The organism is Fundidesulfovibrio soli (assembly GCF_022808695.1).
Classification (GTDB): Bacteria; Desulfobacterota; Desulfovibrionia; order Desulfovibrionales; family Desulfovibrionaceae; genus Fundidesulfovibrio; species Fundidesulfovibrio soli.
This window is the reverse complement of sequence record NZ_JAKZKW010000001.1, coordinates 417732-436276: the sequence shown is the minus strand read 5'-3', so window position 1 is coordinate 436276 and position 18545 is coordinate 417732. Positions and strand designations below refer to the sequence as shown.

Genomic DNA, 18545 nt, shown 5'->3' with positions numbered 1-18545 from the left:
AGATTTGACTTTTTCCCCGCCTGTCTTACTCTCAGCCCTTGTGAGTTACGCTGCTCCGCCGGTGCTTTCATCCGGCGGACAACACTGCCCAGGAGGCATGCATGACCAGCTTTTTCTCCGATGACCAGCCCCGTCGCATGGAGCGCCTTCGCCTTCCGGTGATGAGCCTGCGCGAGGTGGTCATGTTCCCCCGCTCCATCGTGCCCTTGTTCGTGGGCCGGGAGGCCTCCATCAAGGCGATCGAGAACGCCGTATCGAGCTACGACAAGAAGATCTTCCTGGTGGCGCAGCGCGCCCCCGAAACCGAAAAGCCCCAGCCGGACGACCTGTTCCGCGTGGGCACCGTGAGCAAGATCCTCCAGATGCTGCGCCTGCCGGACGGCACCATCAAGGTGCTCTTCGAGGGCCTGTACCGCGCCGAGTGGGACGATGACGGCATGGAGGGCTTCGAGGACGACTTCCCCACCGCCCGCGTCACCCGCATGCAGGAGGACGACGGCGAAGGCAGCGAGGCCGAGGCCCTGGTGCGCACCGCCCACGAGGCCATGGAGCACTACGGGCGCATCAACAAGAAGCTGGCGCCCGAGACCATCCTGGCCATCAACGCCCAGACCGCGCCCGGCCGCCTGGCCGACGCCGTGATGCCCCACCTGAAGGTGGACTACATCAAGAAGCAGGAAATCCTCGAGCAGCTCGACCCCAACAAGCGCCTGGAAGAAGCCTTCGCCCTGCTGCAGGGCGAGATCGAGATCTCCTCCATCGAGAAGAAGATCAAGAGCCGCGTGAAGCAGCAGATGGAGAAGAACCAGCGCGAGTACTACCTCAACGAGCAGCTCAAGGCCATCCACAAGGAAATGGGCCGCGACGAGGACCCCCTGGCCGAAGTCGCGGAGTTCGAGCAGCGCCTGGCCGAGAAGGACATGCCCGAGGAAGCTCGGGAGAAGGCCCTGCGCGAACTCAAGAAGATGAAGCATACCCCGCCCTCCTCGGCGGAGTACACCGTGGTGCGCAACTACGTGGAATGGATCCTGGACCTGCCCTGGAACGTGCTCCAGCCCGTGGACATCGACGTGGCCAAGGCCAAGGAGATCCTCGACGCGGACCACTACGGCCTGGAGAAGCCCAAGGAGCGCATCCTGGAGTACCTGGCCGTGCAGAGCCTGGTGGAGCAGCTCAAGGGCCCCATCCTCTGCCTGGTCGGCCCTCCCGGCGTGGGCAAGACCTCGCTGGCCAAGTCCATCGCCAGGGCCATGGGCCGCGAGTTCGTGCGCCTCTCCCTGGGCGGCGTGCGCGACGAGGCCGAGATCAGGGGCCACCGCCGCACCTACGTGGGCGCGCTGCCCGGCAAGATCATCCAGTCGCTCAAGCGGGTGAAGTACAACAACCCCGTGTTCTGCCTGGACGAGGTGGACAAGATGTCCACCGACTTCCGTGGCGACCCGTCCGCAGCGCTGCTGGAGGTGCTGGACCCCGAGCAGAACTCCTCCTTCGGGGACCACTATCTCGACCTGGACTACGACCTCTCCAAAATCTTCTTCATCACCACGGCCAACGCGCTGCACACCATCCCGCTGCCGCTGCAGGACCGCATGGAGATCATCCGCATCCCAGGCTACCTGGAGACGGAGAAGCTCTCCATCGCCAAGCAGTACCTGGCCCCCAAGAAGATCAAGGAGAACGGCCTCAAGCCCGAGAACGTGACCATCACCGAGGAGGCCATCCTCGAGGTCATCCGCCGCTACACCCGCGAGGCGGGCGTGCGCAACGTGGAGCGCGAGCTGGCTTCGCTGTGCCGAAAGACCGCGCGCAAGCTGGTGGAAGGCGGCGACCGCGAGGCCAACTTCACCATCACGGACAAGGAGCTGCCCGAGCTGCTGGGCGTGCCCAAGTTCCGCCACGGCGAGATGGAGGAGGAGCCCCAGGTGGGCGTCTCCACCGGCCTGGCCTACACCGACGTGGGCGGCGAGATGCTCCTGGTGGAGACGGCGCTGATGCCCGGCTCCGGCAAGGTGGAGATCACCGGCAAGCTGGGCGACGTGATGCAGGAGTCGGCCCGGGCCGCGCTCTCCTACATCCGCTCCCGCTCGGCGACCTTCGGGCTCAAGCCGGACTTCCACAAGGAGATCGACATCCACATCCACGTGCCCGAGGGCGCCACGCCCAAGGACGGCCCTTCCGCGGGCATCACGCTGGCCACGGCCATGGTCTCGGCCCTGCTCAACATGCCCGTCCGCAACGACCTGGCCATGACCGGCGAGATCACCCTGCGCGGGCGCGTGCTGCCCATCGGCGGCCTGCGCGAGAAGCTCCTGGCCGCGCACAGGGGCCTGATCAAGAAGGTGCTCATCCCCGAGGAGAACGCCAAGGACTTGAAGGACGTGCCCGAGGCCATCCTGAACGGGCTGGAGATCGTGGAGGTCAAGCACATGGACCAGGTGCTCGAGCAGGCCATCCTCTGCAACGACGCCACCAAGCTGTTCTGCGGCAGGGACGAGGGCGTGCAGCCGCTGGCGCTGAGCCTGCTCAAGGCCCAGTTCCAGGATTTGACCCGCCACTAGGACATCAAGCATCACTTGAAGAAATGAGGCCCGCGACGGTTATCCGTCGCGGGCCTTTTCGCGTCTTGCGGGCTTGCCGTTTGGCTGGTTCCAGCCGCGGCCTCTGCAGGGCTGGCCCCGCTTCGGCTCACCGCGTCTGAAACGTGGAAAGCATACAAGCGCCCTGGAGTTGCCGGTTACCGTCATGACCTCGCGGAGCGCAGCCATTCGGGGCATGCTGCATGCGGGCAGGGCACCAGGCTCGTACCTACCGGGTATGGTATGGAATGTCGCACCGGGGAGATACATTCCGGACGTTGCCGGTCTCCATTTACAGATTCCTGGGACGTAGTATTGTTCATGATAGGGGGGATTTGTCATGAGCAACTACATCATCATTCAGGACGCGGACAAATGCGGTCATTGCGAGGTCTGCGTGGCCAAGTGCATGAAGTCGAACCACTTTCCTGCGCGTGTGCGCATGGCCGACGTGGTGTCGCCGCACCACACGAAGGTCGGCACGCACCATTTCGCCTTCCTTTCCTGCCACCATTGCGAGAACCCCTTGTGCGTCGCGGCATGTCCGCACGGGGCCATGCAACGCACCGAGACGGGCGTTGTGCGGGTCTCGGAGGAGAATTGCCACGGCTGCGCCAGCTGCGCCCATGCCTGCCCCTGGCACGTGCCCAGGGTGCTCGGGGACACCCCGACCGTGAAGTGCAACCTCTGCGACGGCAGGGCGGCATTGGGAGAGACCCCTGAATGTGTCCATACCTGTCCTCACGGGGCGCTGCGCCTGGTCCGCGTGCAGCAGCTCTCCCGCGAGGGCAGGGAGGAGTACGCGCAGAAGTTCATGCTGCGCAACTTCCTCAAGGGCCAGAACATCGAGGGCTGAACCGAGCTTCGGTCGCGGCGGGCGGGAAGTCGGCCTTCAAAGCCGAATTCCCGGCCCGCCCTCGAGGGGGCGCCGCATTGGCCGCCTCGGGGTGATGCCTTTGCCGGAAGTTCCGGGGGCGCTTCCCAGATGGGCGTTTTCAGGATAGATTTCTGAAAATCACCCCCGTCGGCATCTTCCGACCGCACAAGGAGCACCTCATGATGCCCCAGACCGACGATTGCAACCGCCTGCCAGGAAACTATCAGGAATTTCACGACCGCGTAGCGGTCTTCATCCCGCAGGAGCGCATCTTCTGCGGCCCATTCACCAATCTGGCCTACGGTGACGACGCCAGCTTCTACAGGCTGGTGCCCAAGATCGTGCTCAAGCTCCGCACCCCGGAGGAAGTCTCCCAGGTGCTGTCCGATGCCAGCGCCCTCAAGGTGCCCGTGACCTTCCGCACGGCCGGGACGAGCCTCTCCGGCCAGGCCGTCACGGACTCGGTGCTCATCTACCTCGCGGGGGCCTGGAAGGGCCTGCACATTCATGACGAGGCGGACTTCATCAGCCTGGAGCCCGGCGTCATCGGGGCCGAGGCCAACTTCCAGCTGGCGCCGTTCAACAAGAAGATCGGGCCGGACCCGGCCTCCATCAACGCGGCCATGATCGGCGGCATCGCGGCCAACAACGCCTCGGGCATGTGCTGCGGCACCGCCGAGAACAGCTACAAGACCGTGGAGTCCATGAAGCTCATCTTCGTGGACGGCACCACCCTGGACACCGCCGACCCGCGCTCCCGCGACGCCTTCCTGGACGGACACCCCGCACTGGTGCGCGAGCTGGAGGCCATCCGCGACGAGATCGCCGCCGACCCGGCCCTCATGGAGCGCATCCGCCGCAAGTTCAAGATCAAGAACACCACGGGCTACGGCCTGAACTCCTTCGTGGACTTCCACGACCCCATCGACATCCTGCTGCACCTGATGGTGGGCTCCGAGGGCACCCTGGCCTTCATCTCCGAGGTGACCTACCGCACCGTGCCCGAGCACCCGCACAAGGCCTCGGCCATGCTCTACTACAAGGACATCTTCAGCGCCTGCCAGGCCACCATCAAGCTCAAGAAGGGCCCGGTCTCCGCGGTGGAACTCATGGACAGGGCCTCCCTGCGCTCCGTGGAGGACAAGCCCGGCATGCCCGCCTTCCTCAAAGGGCTGAGCGATGAAGCGGCGGCCATCCTGGTGGAGACCCGCGCGCCCGAAAAGCAGGAGCTGCTCTCCAACATCGAGGCCATCCAGGCCCTGGTGGCGGACATCCCCACCGTGCACCCCATCACCTTCATGGACGCCCGGGAGGACTACGAGAAGCTCTGGAACATCCGCAAGGGCCTGTTCCCCTCGGTGGGCGGCGCGCGCACCCCGGGCACCACCGTGGTCATCGAGGACGTGGTCTTCCCCATCGAGTCCCTGGCCCTCGGCACGGTGGAGCTGCAGCAGCTCATGCACAAGCACGGCTTCCCCGAGGGCATCATCTTCGGCCACGCCCTGGAGGGCAACCTGCACTTCGTCTTCTGCCCGGACTTCAGCAAGCCCGTCATGGTGGACAACTACCAGAAGCTCATGGAGGAAGTGGCCGAGATGGTGGTGGGCCGCTACGACGGTTCGCTCAAGGGCGAGCACGGCACCGGCCGCAACATGGCCCCCTTCGTCGAGATGGAGTGGGGCAGGCAGGCCTACGCCGCCATGGTGCGCCTGAAGAATGCCTTCGACCCGGAGAACCTGCTCAACCCCGGCGTCATCATCAACGACAACCCCCATGTGTACCTTGAGAATCTCAAGCCCATGCCCGCGGTCAACGAAATCATCGACCGCTGCATCGAGTGCGGCTTCTGCGAGCCCGTCTGCCCCTCCAGGAGCATCACCACCACCCCGCGCCAGCGCATCGCCCTGCAACGCAACATGGTGCGCCTCCGCAACTCCCACGATGACGCCCTCATGAAGCGTTTCTGGGAGGAGTACGCCTACTTCGGCGAGCAGACCTGCGCGGCGGACGGGCTCTGCTCAACGGTGTGCCCCGTGGCCATCGACACGGGCAAGTTCACCAAGGAGCTCCGCGCCAGCCAGACCACGCCACGGTCCAGGAAAATAGCCCAGGGCGTGGCGGACAACTTCGGCTGCGTGCTGCGCGGATTGCGCATGGGCCTCAAGGTGGTCAACGCCCTGCACGGGGTGCTGGGCACCTGGCTCATGGGGCAGCTGGCCGAGTCCGTGCGGGATCTCTCCGGCGACCGCATCCCGCTGTGGACCAAGTGGATGCCCAAGGGCATCACGCCCCCGCCCTTCAAGGACACCACCGGCCAGCCCGAGCGCGAGGTGGTCTACTTCCCCAGCTGCGTTGTCAGGTCCATGGGCCCGGCCAAGGCCGACCCGGACCAGCGCGCCGTGTACGAGGCCATGCTCTCGGTGCTGCGCAAGGCCGGGTACGGCGTGCGTTTCCCTCAAAATCTGGATGAGCTTTGTTGCGGCATGGCGTTCGAATCGAAGGGCTTTTTCGACCAGGCCGACCAGAAGGTCCGCGCCCTGGAGGCGGAGCTGCGCCGCGTGAGCGACAACGGGCGCATCCCCATCCTCTGCGACACCAGCCCCTGCCTCTACACCATGCGCCGCAAGATCGAGCCGGACCTCACGCTGCTGGAGCCCGTGGAGTTCATCCACGACCACCTCATGGACAAACTGCGCTTCACACCCTTGCCGGACTCGGTGGCCATCCACGTGACCTGCAGCTCGGTGAAGATGGGGCTCACGGCCAAGTTCAAGGCCGTGGCCCAGGCCTGCGCAGGCAACGTGACCCTGCCGCGCGGCATCAACTGCTGCGGCTTCGCGGGCGACCGGGGCTTCAACATCCCCGAGCTCAACGAGGCCGCCTTGGATGGCCTGAACGAGGCCCTGCCGCCCGACGTCACCGGGGGCTATTCCAACAGCCGCACCTGCGAGATTGGCCTCTCCAAAAAGAGCGACATCGCCTACCAGTCCATCGTCTATCTGGTGGATCGCGCCACCGCGCCCCTGAAATAGCCTGACCCGCCCCGGAGCTTCGGTACGCCGAAGCTCCGGGGGACTCTCTGTCAGGCCCTTGTCCGGCCATTGCCCTTTCTCGGCCATGTCCTAGCCTGATTCGCCCCGGCGGATGCTTGCTGTTGTCCGGTCCGGCCAGGCCCGCGCTTTGTCCGATCGCAGCCGGGAATCCGCCGTCATCATCCGTCATCCCCTGATCCTGGCTGGAACCGTCATCTGGACCTCACAACTCAAGCCCTGATCGGCCGCAAAGCGACCAGGACAGAAATGTGGCCCGCAACGGGCGGCGCCGTTCAACTCCGTTTCAAGGTGCTGCTCATGCTCTCCCCAAGAACAGAAGGCCATCCCGCGCGGCGCAATCTTCATCGGCTATGTGCATCGCGCCCAATGGTCACTCCCGTGCCAGGGGAACGCCTGAGCTGCATTGCGGCGTGGAGCGCGGCAACGATTCAAGCCGGCATAATGAAACCGCACGTACGATCCCGCGCATCCAACCTCTCCGGGGTGACAGCGGCAGGCCGCTACGCTATCCTTGGCCGCAAGAAACTTGTGGAGTTATTGCATGGATATATCGTTGCTTTCCGACCTTGTATTGATTCTTGCCATGAGCGTGGGCGTCATGTTCGTCTGCCTGAAGATGGGGCTGCCTCCCATCGTAGGCTTCCTTGTGGCGGGTGTGGTCTGCGGCCCTGGCGGCTTCAAGCTGGTGGGCTCCGTGCACCAGGTCGAAATGATGGCGGAAATCGGCGTGATCCTGCTGCTGTTCTCCATCGGCGTGGAGCTTTCGGCCTCTGAACTCATGCGCCTCAAGCGCCCGGTGTTCATGGGCGGCTCCATACAAATTGGGCTGACCATCGCCATGTTCGCGCTGCTCAGCGTGGCCGTGGGCTTCGGGTTCAAGAAGGCTGTGTTCCTGGGTTTCCTGGCCGCGCTGTCCTCCACGGCCATCGTGCTCAAGCAGCTCCAGACCCGCGCCGAGCTGGAGAGCCCCCACGGCAGAGTGGCCCTGGCCATCCTGATCTTCCAGGATTTGGCCATCGTGCCCATGATGCTGCTCACGCCCTTTCTGGGCAGCACGGGGGGCGACCTGGTCAGCTCCCTGGGCATGATGCTGCTCAAGGGCGGCGCGGTGATCGCCCTGGTGCTGTTGCTGGCGCGGTACGTGGTGCCCAGGCTGTTCCTGGCCGTGGCCAGGGCGCGCAGCCGGGAGCTGTTCCTGATGGCCTCCATCGTGTTCTGCCTCTCCGTGGCCATGCTCACGGCGGGAGTGGGGCTGTCGCTCTCGCTGGGCGCCTTTCTGGCCGGCCTGATGCTCTCCGAGTCCGAGTACGCCCAGAACGCCCTGGAGGGCGTGCTGCCCTTCAAGGACGTGTTCACAAGCCTGTTCTTCGTTTCCGTGGGCATGCTGGTGGACGTGAGCTTCCTGCTGCAATACCCGCTGATGGTGCTCGGCGCGGCTGTGGCGGTCATCCTGCTGAAGTCCGTGGCCGCGGGCGGGGCGGTCATGTCCCTGGGCTACCCCCTGCGCACGGCGATCCTGGGCGGTTTGGGGCTGGCCCAGGTGGGCGAGTTCTCCTTCGTGCTGGTCAAGGTGGGCGTGCAGGAGGAGCTCATCACCGGGTTCGGCTACCAGCTCTTCCTGGCCTCCAGTGTCATCACCATGGCGGTGACGCCCTGGCTGATCCAACTGGCCCCGGTGGTGGCCAACCGCGTTTGCGGCGCGCCCAAGGCCAAGGCCGGAAAAGCCCACGACGAGACGGAACTCACAGATCACCTCATCATCGCCGGTTTCGGGCCGGGAGGCCGCCAGATAGCCAACGCGGCCAAGCGGGCGGGTATTCCCTATCTGATTCTGGAGATGAACATCGACACCGTGAAGCGCGAGCGCAAGGCCGGGGAGACCATCCGCTACGGGGACGCCTCCTATCCGGCGGTGCTGGAGCATGCGGGCATCCACAGGGCGCGCGTGATGGTGATCGTGGTCTCGGACCCGACGGCGGTGCGGCGCATGGTGGGCACTGCCCGAGGGATGAACCAGAATCTGCGCATCATCGTGCGCACCCGTTTCGTGGGCGAAACCGAGGAACTGCTGCGCGTAGGGGCTTGCGAGGTGGTGCCCGAGGAGTTCGAGACCTCCATCGAGATATTCACCCGCGTGCTGGTGGAATACCTGGTGCCCAACCAGATGATCGAGCGCTTCATATTGGAGGCGCGGGGCAAGAACTACCGGATGCTGCGCACCCCGGACCTGCCCACGGACGGCCAGAAGCTCATGACCCCGCAGCTCTCCGGCATGGATCTGGCCGTGTTCAGTGTGGAGGAAGGGTCGCCGGTGCAGGGCAAGTCCCTGATGGAGGCCAACATCCGCAAGGAGCACGCGCTGACCGTGGTGGCCGTGGACCGCGCGGGGAAGATGCACATGAACCCCGACGGGGAATTCACGCTGGAAGCGGGCGACCTGACGTACGTGTTCGGCAGCCAGGAGGACGTGGTGGACAAGTCCTGGCTGTTCAAGACGGCGTAGGAGGGCGTCAATGCGGTGACGCCGTCCTTTAGCGGATGGGTTGCCGAGGGCGTTTGAATAGTGGTTGTAGGGTCCCGCCGGGGCCTGCGCAGGGCCGTCTTCGCCGATATATTTGAATAATATCGACCAGACGGCCCGGCGCAGGCCCCGGCGCGTTTCAGGGCGGCGAGATAGGGAGGCAAGAGAGGGCAGGGTTCTGCCGAGGGGGATGCGTGCGGTTTCAGTAGTCGAGCTGCCAGCTTTGTTGGCGCTGCCGGTACTGAAGTCTGACGACCCCGGCGCGAAGCGGTAAAGGATTCCTAAGGAACGAAGTTCCTTAGGCCGCCGGAGGCGACCCGTCCCCTTTCTTCCTCCCCTTAGGGCAGCAGGAAGTTGGGCACCTTCTGTCGGGTGGTGCGCCAGTCGCCCTGCGGTTCCATATACGGGTCCGCGCTGGTGTCCGTGCCGGGCGTGGTGACCACGGTGGGCCGCACGTTGCTCTGGCCGGGCGTCCGGCTCTGGTTCAGGTAGGCCACGGGGCGGCTCATGGGGATGACCTTGCTGGACTTGGCCAGCACATCGTTGTTGCGGGCGTCCAGCACCTCGATGTTGAAGCGCACGCCGTAGGGGCTGCTCACGTAGGTCCCGGTGAGCACCAGGGTGCTCTGGAACTGCTTGGTGGCCAGCTGGCGCACGTCTCGGGAAAGCATGAATTCGCCCTGGGCCTTGTTGAAGACCACTTCGGACGTCTTCCTGATCTCCTGCACGTAATAGCCCTTGGCGGTCATGGCCGAGCCCAGCTCCTCCGCGAGGGCCCTGGAGAGCGGGGTGGCCTGGCCCATGTTGTTCAGATCGGACGGGGTGGTGACGATGAGCCATTGCAGGCCCCGCGTGGTGGACTGGCCCACCCCAAGGCGAGGCGCCAGCTGCGCGTCGAGTTCGTCGGCGATGATGCGGGCGGTCTGGGGGTAGTATTCGTTCATGTCCGGCTTGTCCCCGCCGAAGGAGGGGATGAGCGAGGCCATCTCGCCGTTGGCCATGGGAGCGCAGGCGCTGATGGAGAGCAGGATGAGCAGGGCGGCGTATCTCATGGTCGTTTCCTCGGCCGGTCAGAGTGCAGGAGTTGCCTTGGCCGCAACCATGCAGGGTCCGTGCCGTATGTCGCCATGTCCGTGGGCGGCATGCCCGGCACGGAGCGGGCATGCATATTTGAAGAATGCCGGCTCCGCTCCGCGCCGGGCAGGCCGCCCACGGACACAGCGCGTCTCAACACGTCAAAAGTCTCTTCAGCGCTCCTCGCGGATGGCGCGGTCCATGGCGGCTATTTCAGCCTGGCAGCGCCGGGACATGTCCATGTCCCGGGAGGTGGCCAGGGCCAGCTGGAACTGCTCGCGGGCCAGCAAGTAGCGGCCCTGCTGCTTGTAGCGCAGGCCCAGGGCGTAGCGGTCCAGGCTGTGCGGGTCCTGCGGGATCACGGCGAGGCCCTTGCCCTGGCATCCGGATAAAAGGGCTAGGCAGAGCAGGAGGGCGGCGATGGTGTTCCTCATGGCGTGCCTACTTGCCCGGAGCCTGGGCCGGCTGCGCGGGCTGGGCCTGGGCCTTGGCGTTGGTGTCGATGGGCTCGCAGCCCGGCGGGCAGGGCTGCTTGGGCTTCTTGGACGAGGCCTTTTTGCTGCCGGTGCGCGTGCCCGGCTTGGCCTTGGCGGGCGATGGCGTGTACGGCGCGGCGGGCTTGCCGTAGGCGCCGGGCGGGTCGTTCACGTCGCGCGCGCCGATGAGCGTGGGCAGGCGCGGCTGCATGGCCCCGGGTTCGGGCAGGCCGAGCATCCTGCGCAGGGTGGGGGTCATGGGTATAAGCACGGACCCGGTGCGCAGCACGCGGCCCGATGGCTCCACAAGCCGGGCGTTGACGAAGATGTTGTCGCGATCCACGTAGTAGGAGCCCGCCAGCACGGCCAGACTCTCGACCGGGCCCTTCTTGCCCTTGGCGGCTGCGGGCGCGTTGCCGCGAGCCTCCTTGACCGGGAAGCCCCGGCTGTTCATCTCGTAGATCATCTGCTCGCCCAGAAGCCGCCCGAAGGATGACGTCTGGCGCGAATCCTGGTCCACGAAGGCCGAGGGCACGCTGGAGACGCCCGCAAGGGGAGAATCGCCCGTGATGCCCTTGGTGATCTGGGAGGCCAGCTCACGCGCGTAGAGCCTCAACTCCTCGGCGTCGGCCCTGGACGGGGATGCTGGCGGCAGGGGCGGCCCCGGCGCGTAGTTGACGTAGCCGCCCGAGGCGTCCGGCACCAGATAGCCCTGCGAGACGCCGGGAGTGGAGCGCACCCGCACGCCGGACACGCCGTTGATCGTCGTACCCTGGGGCTTGGAAAGTTCCACTTCGGCCCCGGGGTCGACCGGCCCCGCGGTCTGGGCCGCGGCCGTAACGGCCCCGAGAGCCAGCGTGGCGAGCGCCGCGAGGAAAACTGTCGCGCGCATGGCGGTTCCTCCAATGGTTTGCCGTCCTATCGGCCGGGAAGCAAAACCCTTTAGTCGAGGGCGGCAGGAATTACCCTGTAGCCCTAGCTGGAATAAAAACGCAAACTCCGTGCCGAGATTGTAGACAGGCTCCACATGAGCGGCTAGAGAATGGTCACGGACATTGTGAAATTGGTGACTATCTTCGAACAACAAGCGAGGACGCCATGTATTTTCCGGTAGCCGGCATCGAAGTATCCGTGTGGGTTCCGCCTCTGGTGGCCTTCGCCGTGTCCTTCTGCACCTCCATGGGCGGCGTGTCCGGCGCCTTTCTCCTGCTGCCCTTCCAGATGAGCGTGCTGGGATACGTCTCGCCGTCCGTCTCCGCCACCAACCAGGTTTTCAACATCGTGGCCATCCCCAGCGGGGTGTACCGCTACATCCGCGAAAAACGCATGGTCTGGCCCCTGACATACGCCACGGCCCTGGGCACGCTGCCCGGGGTGTTTCTGGGGGCCTACATCCGCGTCAAATATCTGCCGGATCCCAAGAACTTCAAGATGTTCGCCGCGGCGGTGCTGGGCTATATCGGGCTGCGGCTCGTGCGCGACACCTTCTTCAAGAAGGCCCCGGCAAAACCCGCGCCGGGTTCCGGCCCCGGCTGCTCCATGCGCGACGCCGCCAAGCCGGTGAGCTGCGCCCAGAAGAACGCCCTGCAGAGCTCCGTGGCAATGGGCGGCACGGCCTGCGGCCCCCAGGGGAACCTTATCGATTCCATGGCCGTTTCCGAGTCGAAGTATTCGTTCAAGCAGGTGGAGTTCGTCTTCCAGGGCGAGCGCTACTGCTTCTCCACAGGCGGGGTGCTGCTCATGAGCCTGATCGTGGGCGTGGTGGGCGGCGTGTACGGCATCGGCGGCGGGGCCATCATCGCGCCCTTCTTCGTGGCCTTCTTCGGGCTGCCGGTCTACACCGTGGCGGGCGCGGCGCTCATGGGCACCTTTTTGACCAGCGTCTCCGGCGTGGTGTTCTACCAGGCCATCGCCCCGTTCTGGCCCGAACTGGCCGTGGCCCCGGACTGGACCCTCGGGGCGCTCTTCGGCCTGGGCGGCTTCGCGGGTATGTACGTGGGGGCACGTTGCCAGAAATACGTCCCGGCCAAATATATCAAGGCCTTTCTTTCGGCGTGCATCCTGTTCCTGGCGGCGCGCTACGTTTACGAATTCCTCAAATAGCCCCCGCTGAAAGCCCTTGCGAAAACCGCTCGAAAGTGGTTTAGCTGGTGAAGATGCCCGGCCGCCCATTTTTCGTGGCGGCCGGCCTTTCACCTTCGTCATAAGCAAAGGAGACACCATGTCCGAACTGCACGGCATCTACAAATGCGCGCTCTGCGGCAACATCGTTGAAGTTCTGCACACCGGCGACGGCGATCTGGTCTGTTGCGGCGAGCCCATGAAGTATTTCGCGGCCAATACCGTTGACGCCGCCAAGGAGAAGCACGTCCCCGTGATCGAGAAGACCGCCAACGGCTTCAAGGTCAAGGTCGGCAGCGTGGCCCATCCCATGGAAGAGAAGCACTGGATCGAGTTCATCGAGGTCTTCGCTGACGGCAAGGTCTACCGCCAGGAGCTCAAGCCCGGCATGGCCCCCGAAGCCGAGTTCTGCATCCAGGCCGAGAAGATCGTGGCCCGCGAGTACTGCAACCTGCACGGCCTGTGGAAGGCGGAGTAGCCCATGCTCAGCGACAAAATGAACCAGGCCCTCAACGACCAGGTCAAATGGGAGCTGTGGTCCTCCTATCTGTACCTGTCCATGGCCTCCTACTTCGAGGAGATGGGCCTCATGGGTTTCGCCAGTTGGATGAAGGTGCAGGAGCAGGAGGAAAAGTTCCACGCCACCAAGTTCTACAACTACACCTTCGAGCGCGGCGGCCGCATCAAGCTCCAGACTCTGGAAGCCCCCGAGAACTCCTGGGCCAGCCCTCTGGCCGCCTTCCTGGAGACCCTCAAGCATGAGCAGGGCGTCACCGCGCGCATCAACGCGCTGATGGACCTCGCCATCGACGAGCGCGACCACGCCACCGCCTCCTACCTGAAGTGGTTCATCGACGAGCAGGTGGAAGAGGAGGCCAGCGTGCAGGACGTGATCAACAAGCTCAAGCTGGTTGAGAACGACCCCTCCGCGCTTTACATGCTGGACAAGGAACTGGCCACCCGGGTGTTCACTCCGCCCACCGGGGCCAACGCGTAAGCACGGCGGCCCGCACATCACAGCGCAGCCCTTTGGCGGGTTGCGGCATGCATCATCAAAGCGGTCGCCGGATAACCGGCGGCCGCTTCGCCTTTTTTCGACCTGGAGGGTATTTCATGTCGGACACATGCGTTTCGATCGTCATAGGCGGCGAGGCCGGCCAGGGCCTCGTGACAGTGGGCGATTTCCTGGCCAAGGCCCTGGTGCGCGCGGGGTACGAGATCGTGGTCACGCAGGACTACATGTCCCGCATCAGGGGCGGGCACAACACCTACGCCATCCGGGTCAGCCACGAAGCCATCCACGGCCCCAGGGAAAGCATCGACCTGCTGGTGGCCCTCAATGCCGAGACGGTGGCCCTGCACCGCCCCCAGCTCACCCCCCGGGCTTTGGTGCTGGCGGACGAAACCATCGACCGCCTGGGGCATCCGGGGCTCTCCATCCCCTTCAAGACGCTCTGCCCCAAGCCCATGTTCGAGAACGTGGCCGCCCTGGGCGTGCTGGCGCAGCTGCTCTGCCTGGAGCGCTCCTGGCTGGAGGGGCTGATTCGGAGCGAGTTCGCCAAGAAAGGCGATGAGGTGTTGCGCCAGAACCTGGACGTGTTCGCCGCCGCGCAGGGCTGGGCCGCCGGGCAGAACGCCACGTTCAGCTGCATGGCCCCCCCGGTGCGCACCGAGAAGCGCCTGTTCATGAACGGCAACGAAGCCATCGCCTTCGGCGCGCTGGCCGCGGGTGCGAATTTCTGCTCCTACTACCCCATGACCCCGGCCACCTCCGTGGCGGCGACGTTCGTCGCCAAGGGAACGAAGATGGGGATGCTCATCGAGCAGGCCGAGGACGAGATCGCGGCCATCAACATGGCCCTGGGGGCGTCCTATGCCGGTGCGCGCGTGGTGGTGCCCACGTCGGGCGGCGGTTTTGCCCTGATGGTCGAAGGGGTGAGCCTCGCGGGCATGACAGAGACCCCAGTGGTCGTGGTGCTCGCCCAGCGGCCGGGCCCGGCCACCGGCTTGCCCACGCGCACCGAGCAGGGCGACCTGAACATGGTGCTCTACGCCGGACACGGCGACTTCCCCCGGGCGGTCTTCACTCCCGGCACGCCCGAGCAGTGCTTCGAGCTGACCTACCGGGCCGTGGACCAGACCGAGAAGTGGCAGAGCCCGGTGTTCGTGCTTACGGACCAGTTCCTGGCGGATTCCTACCGCGCCGTGGTTCCGTTCGACCTGGACTCCCTGCCCGCAGTGAGCGCGCCCGGCCTGACTTGCGAGGACCCCGCCGGATACAAACGCTACGCTCTCACCCCAAGCGGCGTCTCCCCCAGGCTGGTGCCCGGCTTCGGCGAGCACCTGGTGGTGCTGGACAGCGACGAGCACACCGAGGACGGCCACATCACCGAGGATCTGGCCGTGCGCGTCCAGATGGTGGACAAACGCATGCGCAAACTCGAAGGGCTCGTGGCGGACGTGGTTCCCCCCACGTTCACAGGCGACGAGTCCCCCTCGACCCTGCTGGTGTGCTGGGGGTCGGCTGTGGGCGCCGCGCTCGAAGCCGCGCAGGATCTTCGGGCTGCGGGCAAAAGCGCGGCTGTGCTGCATTTCGGGCAGGTCTATCCCCTGAACCCGGAGCAGTTCCTGCCCATCCTGGAGCGTGCCGGGAGGGCGGTGATGGTGGAGGGCAACCACAGCTGCCAGTTGGCGCGCCTGATCCGCCAGGAGTCCGGCTACCATTTCAAAGATACCGTCACCCGCTACGACGGCCTGCCCCTCACGGCCAGGTACATCCTGGACAGGCTGTAGGAGTCGCTATGATACCTCTGGAACAGTACGGCGAATTCGAAACGGCCTGGTGCCCTGGCTGCGGCAACCACGCCATCCTCAAGGCCGTGAAGAAGGCCCTCTCCGCGTTGGACCTTCCCCCGCACAAGGTGCTCTTCGCCTCGGGCATCGGCCAGGCGGCCAAGGCCCCGCACTATCTGCGCTGCAACGCCTTCAACGGCCTGCACGGGCGCAGCCTGCCCCCGGCCCAGGGGATTGCGCTCTCCAACACGGAGCTGACCGTCTTCGCCGAAAGCGGCGACGGCTGCAGCTACGGCGAGGGGGGCAACCACTTTCTGGCGGCGCTGAGGCGCAACGTGACCATGACCTACCTGGTGCACGACAACCAGATCTACGGGCTCACCAAAGGCCAGGCCAGCCCCACCACGGCCCAGGGCCAGAAGACCAAGTTCCAGCCCGACGGCGCGCCCTCCATGCCCTTCAACCCCGTGGCCGTGGCCGTGACCATGAACGCGCCCTTCGTGGCGCGGGCCTTCGCTGGCGACATTGAGCACCTGGCGGAGATCATCGTCCAGGCGGCCCGGCATCCGGGCTTCGCCCTGGTGGACATCCTCCAGCCCTGCGTCTCGTTCAACAAGGTGAACACCTACGCCTGGTACCGTGAGCGCTGCCAGAAGCTCGAGGCCGACTACGACCCCACGGACTGGGGGGCGGCCATGCGCAAGGCCCAGGAGTTCGGAGAGAGGATACCCATCGGCGTGATCTACAAGGGGGAGAGGGTTCCGTTCGAGTCCCGGCTCAATCCGGCGGTGCGGCGGCCCCTGGCCACCTCCAGGGCGGATATGGGTCAGTTGAAGAGCATTCTGGAGGAGTACGTCTAGGGTGCATGGCAGGCGCGGAGGCAGACACCGCACCGGGAGGAAGAAGGTATGAACAAGATAGCGCTGTTCGCTTTCAGGGCAGAAATTCCCTGCTTTCTCCATGTGATGCTCAACGCCATCGACCTGCGCGAGAAGGGGTGCGAAGTTGAAGTGGTACTTGAAGGAGAGTCGCCCCTGGTGCTGGCCGAGCTTTCCAGGGCGGAGCACCCCATGCACGCGCTGTTCGAGAAGACGAAGACCCTCGGCTTGATCGCCGGGGTGTGCCGCGCCTGCGCCCTTGCCACCGGGTCGATGGAGGCCGTGATGAAGGAAAGCCTGCCCCTGATCAACGGCATGCACGGGCATGTGGGCATGGCGGACTATGTTCTGAAAGGATTTCAGGTGATAGTATTCTGATGGCTCAGACTCCGCTTGGCATTCATTATGAAGTGCACGGTGCTGGACCGCCGCTGGTGCTTCTTGCTGGCCTGACCATGGACGGCTCCTCCTGGAGTGGCCTACTCAGGCAGTTGACCCGTCATTTCCTGGTGTTGACGCACGACCCGCGCGGTTCCGGCAGGTCGGGCGCCCCGTTGGCCGGGTTCAGCGTCGAGATGATGGCCGAGGACGCCCTTTCCGTCATGGATGCCCAAGGCGTGGACAAAGCCCACGTGCTGGGCTTCTCCCTGGGCGGGATGGCTGCCCTGGACCTGGCGGCCAAGCACGCCGGGAGGGTCGGCAGGCTGGTGCTGGCATCCACAGGGATGAAGATGCGTCCGGGCAGGGTGATGGCCATGCGCCTGGCGCAGCAATTGCTGGCCGAGGGCGGCAGCATGTCGCAATCTCTCGGGGCGATGTTGCCCTGGCTGTTGGGGGACCGGGCTCTGTCGGAAGGGCGGCTTGCGAGGGCGTTCGCTCTACGCAGGCATCCACTGAACGCCGAAGGCTTCGGAGCCCAGTGCGAAGCCCTGGAAGCCTTCGACGGTCATGGATTGGAAGCCAGCGTCACCGCGCAGGCACTGTGCATCTCGGGCGACGAGGACATCCTGCTGCCGCCGGCCGAGAACGGCTTGGCCGAGGCGTTCCCCGACGCCCGCCACGTACTGCTGGCAGGGTGTGCCCACATGTCCTACATGGAGCGCCCGGAAGCTTTCGCGAGCGCTGTCCTGGATTTCCTTCTGTCGCGCTGACGGATCGTATCACAAAAAGACAATCAATCGTATTTCACGGCGCTGAACTTCATCAGCTTGTCCCAGGTGTGGTGCGACTCGATGCGCCGCATGGTGCCCGTCTTGCCGCGCAGCACCAGGGAGTGGGTCACCGCGCCGCGTCCCGTGAAGCTGACGCCTTCAAGCCAGGTGCCGCCGGAGATGCCTGTGGCGGCGAAGAAGGTGTCCTCGCTGGCGACGAGCTCCTCGGTGGTGAGCACGCGCTTCAGGTCGTACCCTGCGTCCAGCAGGGCCTTGCGCTCCTCGTCGGACTGCGGGTCCAGCCGGGCCAGCATCCTGCCGCCCAGGGCGCGGATGGCGCAGGCCGAGAGCACGCCTTCAGGGGTGCCGCCGGTGCCCATCATCACGTCCACCATGTCCTTGGGGTCGATGGCCATGAGCGACCCGGCCACGTCGCCGTCGGTGTGCAGCTGGATGCGAGCCCCGGCGGCGCGGATATCCGTGATGAGCCGCTGATGGCGGGGCTTGTCCAGCACGAAGACCACCAGATCGTCCACGTCCTTGCCCAGGGATTTGGCCACGGCCTTGAGGTTGTCGGCCACGGGGGCGTCCAGGTCCACCGAGTCGCGCGCGCCGTGGGGCACCACGAGCTTCTGCATATAGTAGCTCGGTCCCGGGTCGAACATGGAGCCCTTGGGGGCCAGGCCCACCACGGAGATGGCGTTGGGGCGGCCGTAAGCCAGCAGGCGGGTGCCCTCCACGGGGTCCACGGCCACGTCCACTGCCGGACCGGAGCCGGAACCCACGGCCTCGCCGTTGAAGAGCATGGGGGCCTCGTCCTTTTCGCCCTCGCCGATGACGATGAGGCCCTGGATTTGGATGGAGTTGAAGCTCAGGCGCATGGCGTCCACGGCGGCCTGGTCTCCAGAGTTCTTGTCCCCCTTGCCGAGCCAGCGGGCGCTGGCCAGGGCGGCGGCTTCGGTGACGCGGACGAGTTCGAGTGCGAGGTTGCGGTCAGGGGCTTCCATGGCGTGCTCCGGGTGATG

At 65.4% G+C, this 18545-nt stretch carries 15 protein-coding genes; 11 read left to right on the top strand and 4 right to left on the bottom strand.

Annotated elements, in window-relative coordinates; all coding sequences use genetic code 11:
* Positions 1-101 precede the first annotated feature (101 nt).
* The 4 genes from lon to MLE18_RS02030 all read left to right on the top strand — a co-directional run bounded on the left by lon (position 102) and on the right by MLE18_RS02030 (position 9009).
* Positions 102-2558: an endopeptidase La gene (gene lon / locus MLE18_RS02045; RefSeq protein WP_243366892.1), complete on the top strand. Its 2457-nt coding sequence runs from the start codon at positions 102-104 to the stop codon at positions 2556-2558.
* A 358-nt stretch (positions 2559-2916) separates the two neighbouring features.
* A complete protein-coding gene (locus MLE18_RS02040) occupies positions 2917-3432 on the top strand; it encodes a 4Fe-4S dicluster domain-containing protein (protein ID WP_243366890.1) in 516 nt (171 codons plus the stop codon).
* Between the two features lie 203 nt (positions 3433-3635).
* Entirely contained in the window at positions 3636-6485 is a 2850-nt protein-coding gene (locus tag MLE18_RS02035; RefSeq protein ID WP_243367470.1) for an FAD-binding and (Fe-S)-binding domain-containing protein, read from the top strand.
* 562 nt (positions 6486-7047) lie between these two features.
* Positions 7048-9009, top strand: coding sequence for a monovalent cation:proton antiporter family protein (locus MLE18_RS02030; RefSeq protein ID WP_243366888.1), 1962 nt, complete (start codon positions 7048-7050; stop codon positions 9007-9009).
* A gap of 356 nt (positions 9010-9365) precedes the next feature.
* Here MLE18_RS02030 and MLE18_RS02025 read toward each other — a convergent pair whose 3' ends face one another.
* The 3 genes from MLE18_RS02025 to MLE18_RS02015 form a co-directional block, all read right to left on the bottom strand.
* On the bottom strand, positions 9366-10079 hold the full coding sequence (locus tag MLE18_RS02025; protein WP_243366885.1) for a FlgO family outer membrane protein: 714 nt from the start codon (positions 10077-10079) through the stop codon (positions 9366-9368).
* 195 nt (positions 10080-10274) lie between these two features.
* Complete coding sequence (locus MLE18_RS02020; RefSeq protein WP_243366883.1) at positions 10275-10535, bottom strand: hypothetical protein; 261 nt, start codon at positions 10533-10535, stop codon at positions 10275-10277.
* A 7-nt stretch (positions 10536-10542) separates the two neighbouring features.
* Positions 10543-11469 carry a FlgO family outer membrane protein gene (locus MLE18_RS02015; RefSeq protein WP_243366881.1) on the bottom strand — a complete coding sequence of 309 codons (927 nt, stop codon included), beginning with the start codon at positions 11467-11469 and terminating at the stop codon, positions 10543-10545.
* A 206-nt stretch (positions 11470-11675) separates the two neighbouring features.
* Here MLE18_RS02015 and MLE18_RS02010 point away from each other — a divergent pair, with 206 nt between their 5' ends.
* From MLE18_RS02010 to MLE18_RS01980, 7 genes are all read left to right on the top strand, one after another.
* Positions 11676-12680 carry a sulfite exporter TauE/SafE family protein gene (locus MLE18_RS02010; RefSeq protein ID WP_243366879.1) on the top strand — a complete coding sequence of 335 codons (1005 nt, stop codon included), beginning with the start codon at positions 11676-11678 and terminating at the stop codon, positions 12678-12680.
* A gap of 118 nt (positions 12681-12798) precedes the next feature.
* Positions 12799-13176 carry a desulfoferrodoxin gene (locus MLE18_RS02005; RefSeq protein WP_243366877.1) on the top strand — a complete coding sequence of 126 codons (378 nt, stop codon included), beginning with the start codon at positions 12799-12801 and terminating at the stop codon, positions 13174-13176.
* Positions 13177-13179: 3 nt separating this feature from the next.
* Positions 13180-13695: a ferritin gene (locus tag MLE18_RS02000; protein WP_243366875.1), complete on the top strand. Its 516-nt coding sequence runs from the start codon at positions 13180-13182 to the stop codon at positions 13693-13695.
* 116 nt (positions 13696-13811) lie between these two features.
* Positions 13812-15491: a 2-oxoacid:acceptor oxidoreductase subunit alpha gene (locus tag MLE18_RS01995; RefSeq protein WP_243366873.1), complete on the top strand. Its 1680-nt coding sequence runs from the start codon at positions 13812-13814 to the stop codon at positions 15489-15491.
* An 8-nt stretch (positions 15492-15499) separates the two neighbouring features.
* Positions 15500-16351 (top strand): 2-oxoacid:ferredoxin oxidoreductase subunit beta, encoded by an 852-nt coding sequence (locus MLE18_RS01990; RefSeq protein ID WP_243366870.1) that lies wholly within the window; start codon positions 15500-15502, stop codon positions 16349-16351.
* 48 nt (positions 16352-16399) lie between these two features.
* Positions 16400-16747, top strand: coding sequence for a cytoplasmic protein (locus tag MLE18_RS01985; protein WP_243366868.1), 348 nt, complete (start codon positions 16400-16402; stop codon positions 16745-16747).
* Complete coding sequence (locus MLE18_RS01980) at positions 16747-17520, top strand: alpha/beta fold hydrolase (RefSeq protein WP_243366866.1); 774 nt, start codon at positions 16747-16749, stop codon at positions 17518-17520. The genes MLE18_RS01985 and MLE18_RS01980 overlap by 1 nt, the downstream gene beginning before the upstream one ends.
* A gap of 23 nt (positions 17521-17543) precedes the next feature.
* Here the strand turns inward: MLE18_RS01980 and glpX are convergent, their stop codons facing one another.
* Positions 17544-18527 (bottom strand): class II fructose-bisphosphatase, encoded by a 984-nt coding sequence (gene glpX / locus MLE18_RS01975; protein WP_243366864.1) that lies wholly within the window; start codon positions 18525-18527, stop codon positions 17544-17546.
* Positions 18528-18545 lie beyond the last annotated feature (18 nt).

Excerpts from the sequence above, each read along its gene's own strand:
- MLE18_RS02025 (WP_243366885.1), bottom strand. The coding sequence starts at position 10,079 with ATGAGATACGCCGCCCTGCTCATCCTGCTCTCCATCAGCGCCTGCGCT.
- MLE18_RS02005 (WP_243366877.1), top strand. The coding sequence starts at position 12,799 with ATGTCCGAACTGCACGGCATCTACAAATGCGCGCTCTGCGGCAACATC.
- MLE18_RS02040 (WP_243366890.1), top strand. The coding sequence starts at position 2,917 with ATGAGCAACTACATCATCATTCAGGACGCGGACAAATGCGGTCATTGC.
- glpX (WP_243366864.1), bottom strand. The coding sequence starts at position 18,527 with ATGGAAGCCCCTGACCGCAACCTCGCACTCGAACTCGTCCGCGTCACC.
- MLE18_RS02000 (WP_243366875.1), top strand. The coding sequence starts at position 13,180 with ATGCTCAGCGACAAAATGAACCAGGCCCTCAACGACCAGGTCAAATGG.
- MLE18_RS01985 (WP_243366868.1), top strand. The coding sequence starts at position 16,400 with ATGAACAAGATAGCGCTGTTCGCTTTCAGGGCAGAAATTCCCTGCTTT.
- MLE18_RS02030 (WP_243366888.1), top strand. The coding sequence starts at position 7,048 with ATGGATATATCGTTGCTTTCCGACCTTGTATTGATTCTTGCCATGAGC.
- MLE18_RS01980 (WP_243366866.1), top strand. The coding sequence starts at position 16,747 with ATGGCTCAGACTCCGCTTGGCATTCATTATGAAGTGCACGGTGCTGGA.
- MLE18_RS01995 (WP_243366873.1), top strand. The coding sequence starts at position 13,812 with ATGTCGGACACATGCGTTTCGATCGTCATAGGCGGCGAGGCCGGCCAG.
- MLE18_RS02020 (WP_243366883.1), bottom strand. The coding sequence starts at position 10,535 with ATGAGGAACACCATCGCCGCCCTCCTGCTCTGCCTAGCCCTTTTATCC.
- lon (WP_243366892.1), top strand. The coding sequence starts at position 102 with ATGACCAGCTTTTTCTCCGATGACCAGCCCCGTCGCATGGAGCGCCTT.
- MLE18_RS01990 (WP_243366870.1), top strand. The coding sequence starts at position 15,500 with ATGATACCTCTGGAACAGTACGGCGAATTCGAAACGGCCTGGTGCCCT.
- MLE18_RS02035 (WP_243367470.1), top strand. The coding sequence starts at position 3,636 with ATGCCCCAGACCGACGATTGCAACCGCCTGCCAGGAAACTATCAGGAA.
- MLE18_RS02015 (WP_243366881.1), bottom strand. The coding sequence starts at position 11,469 with ATGCGCGCGACAGTTTTCCTCGCGGCGCTCGCCACGCTGGCTCTCGGG.
- MLE18_RS02010 (WP_243366879.1), top strand. The coding sequence starts at position 11,676 with ATGTATTTTCCGGTAGCCGGCATCGAAGTATCCGTGTGGGTTCCGCCT.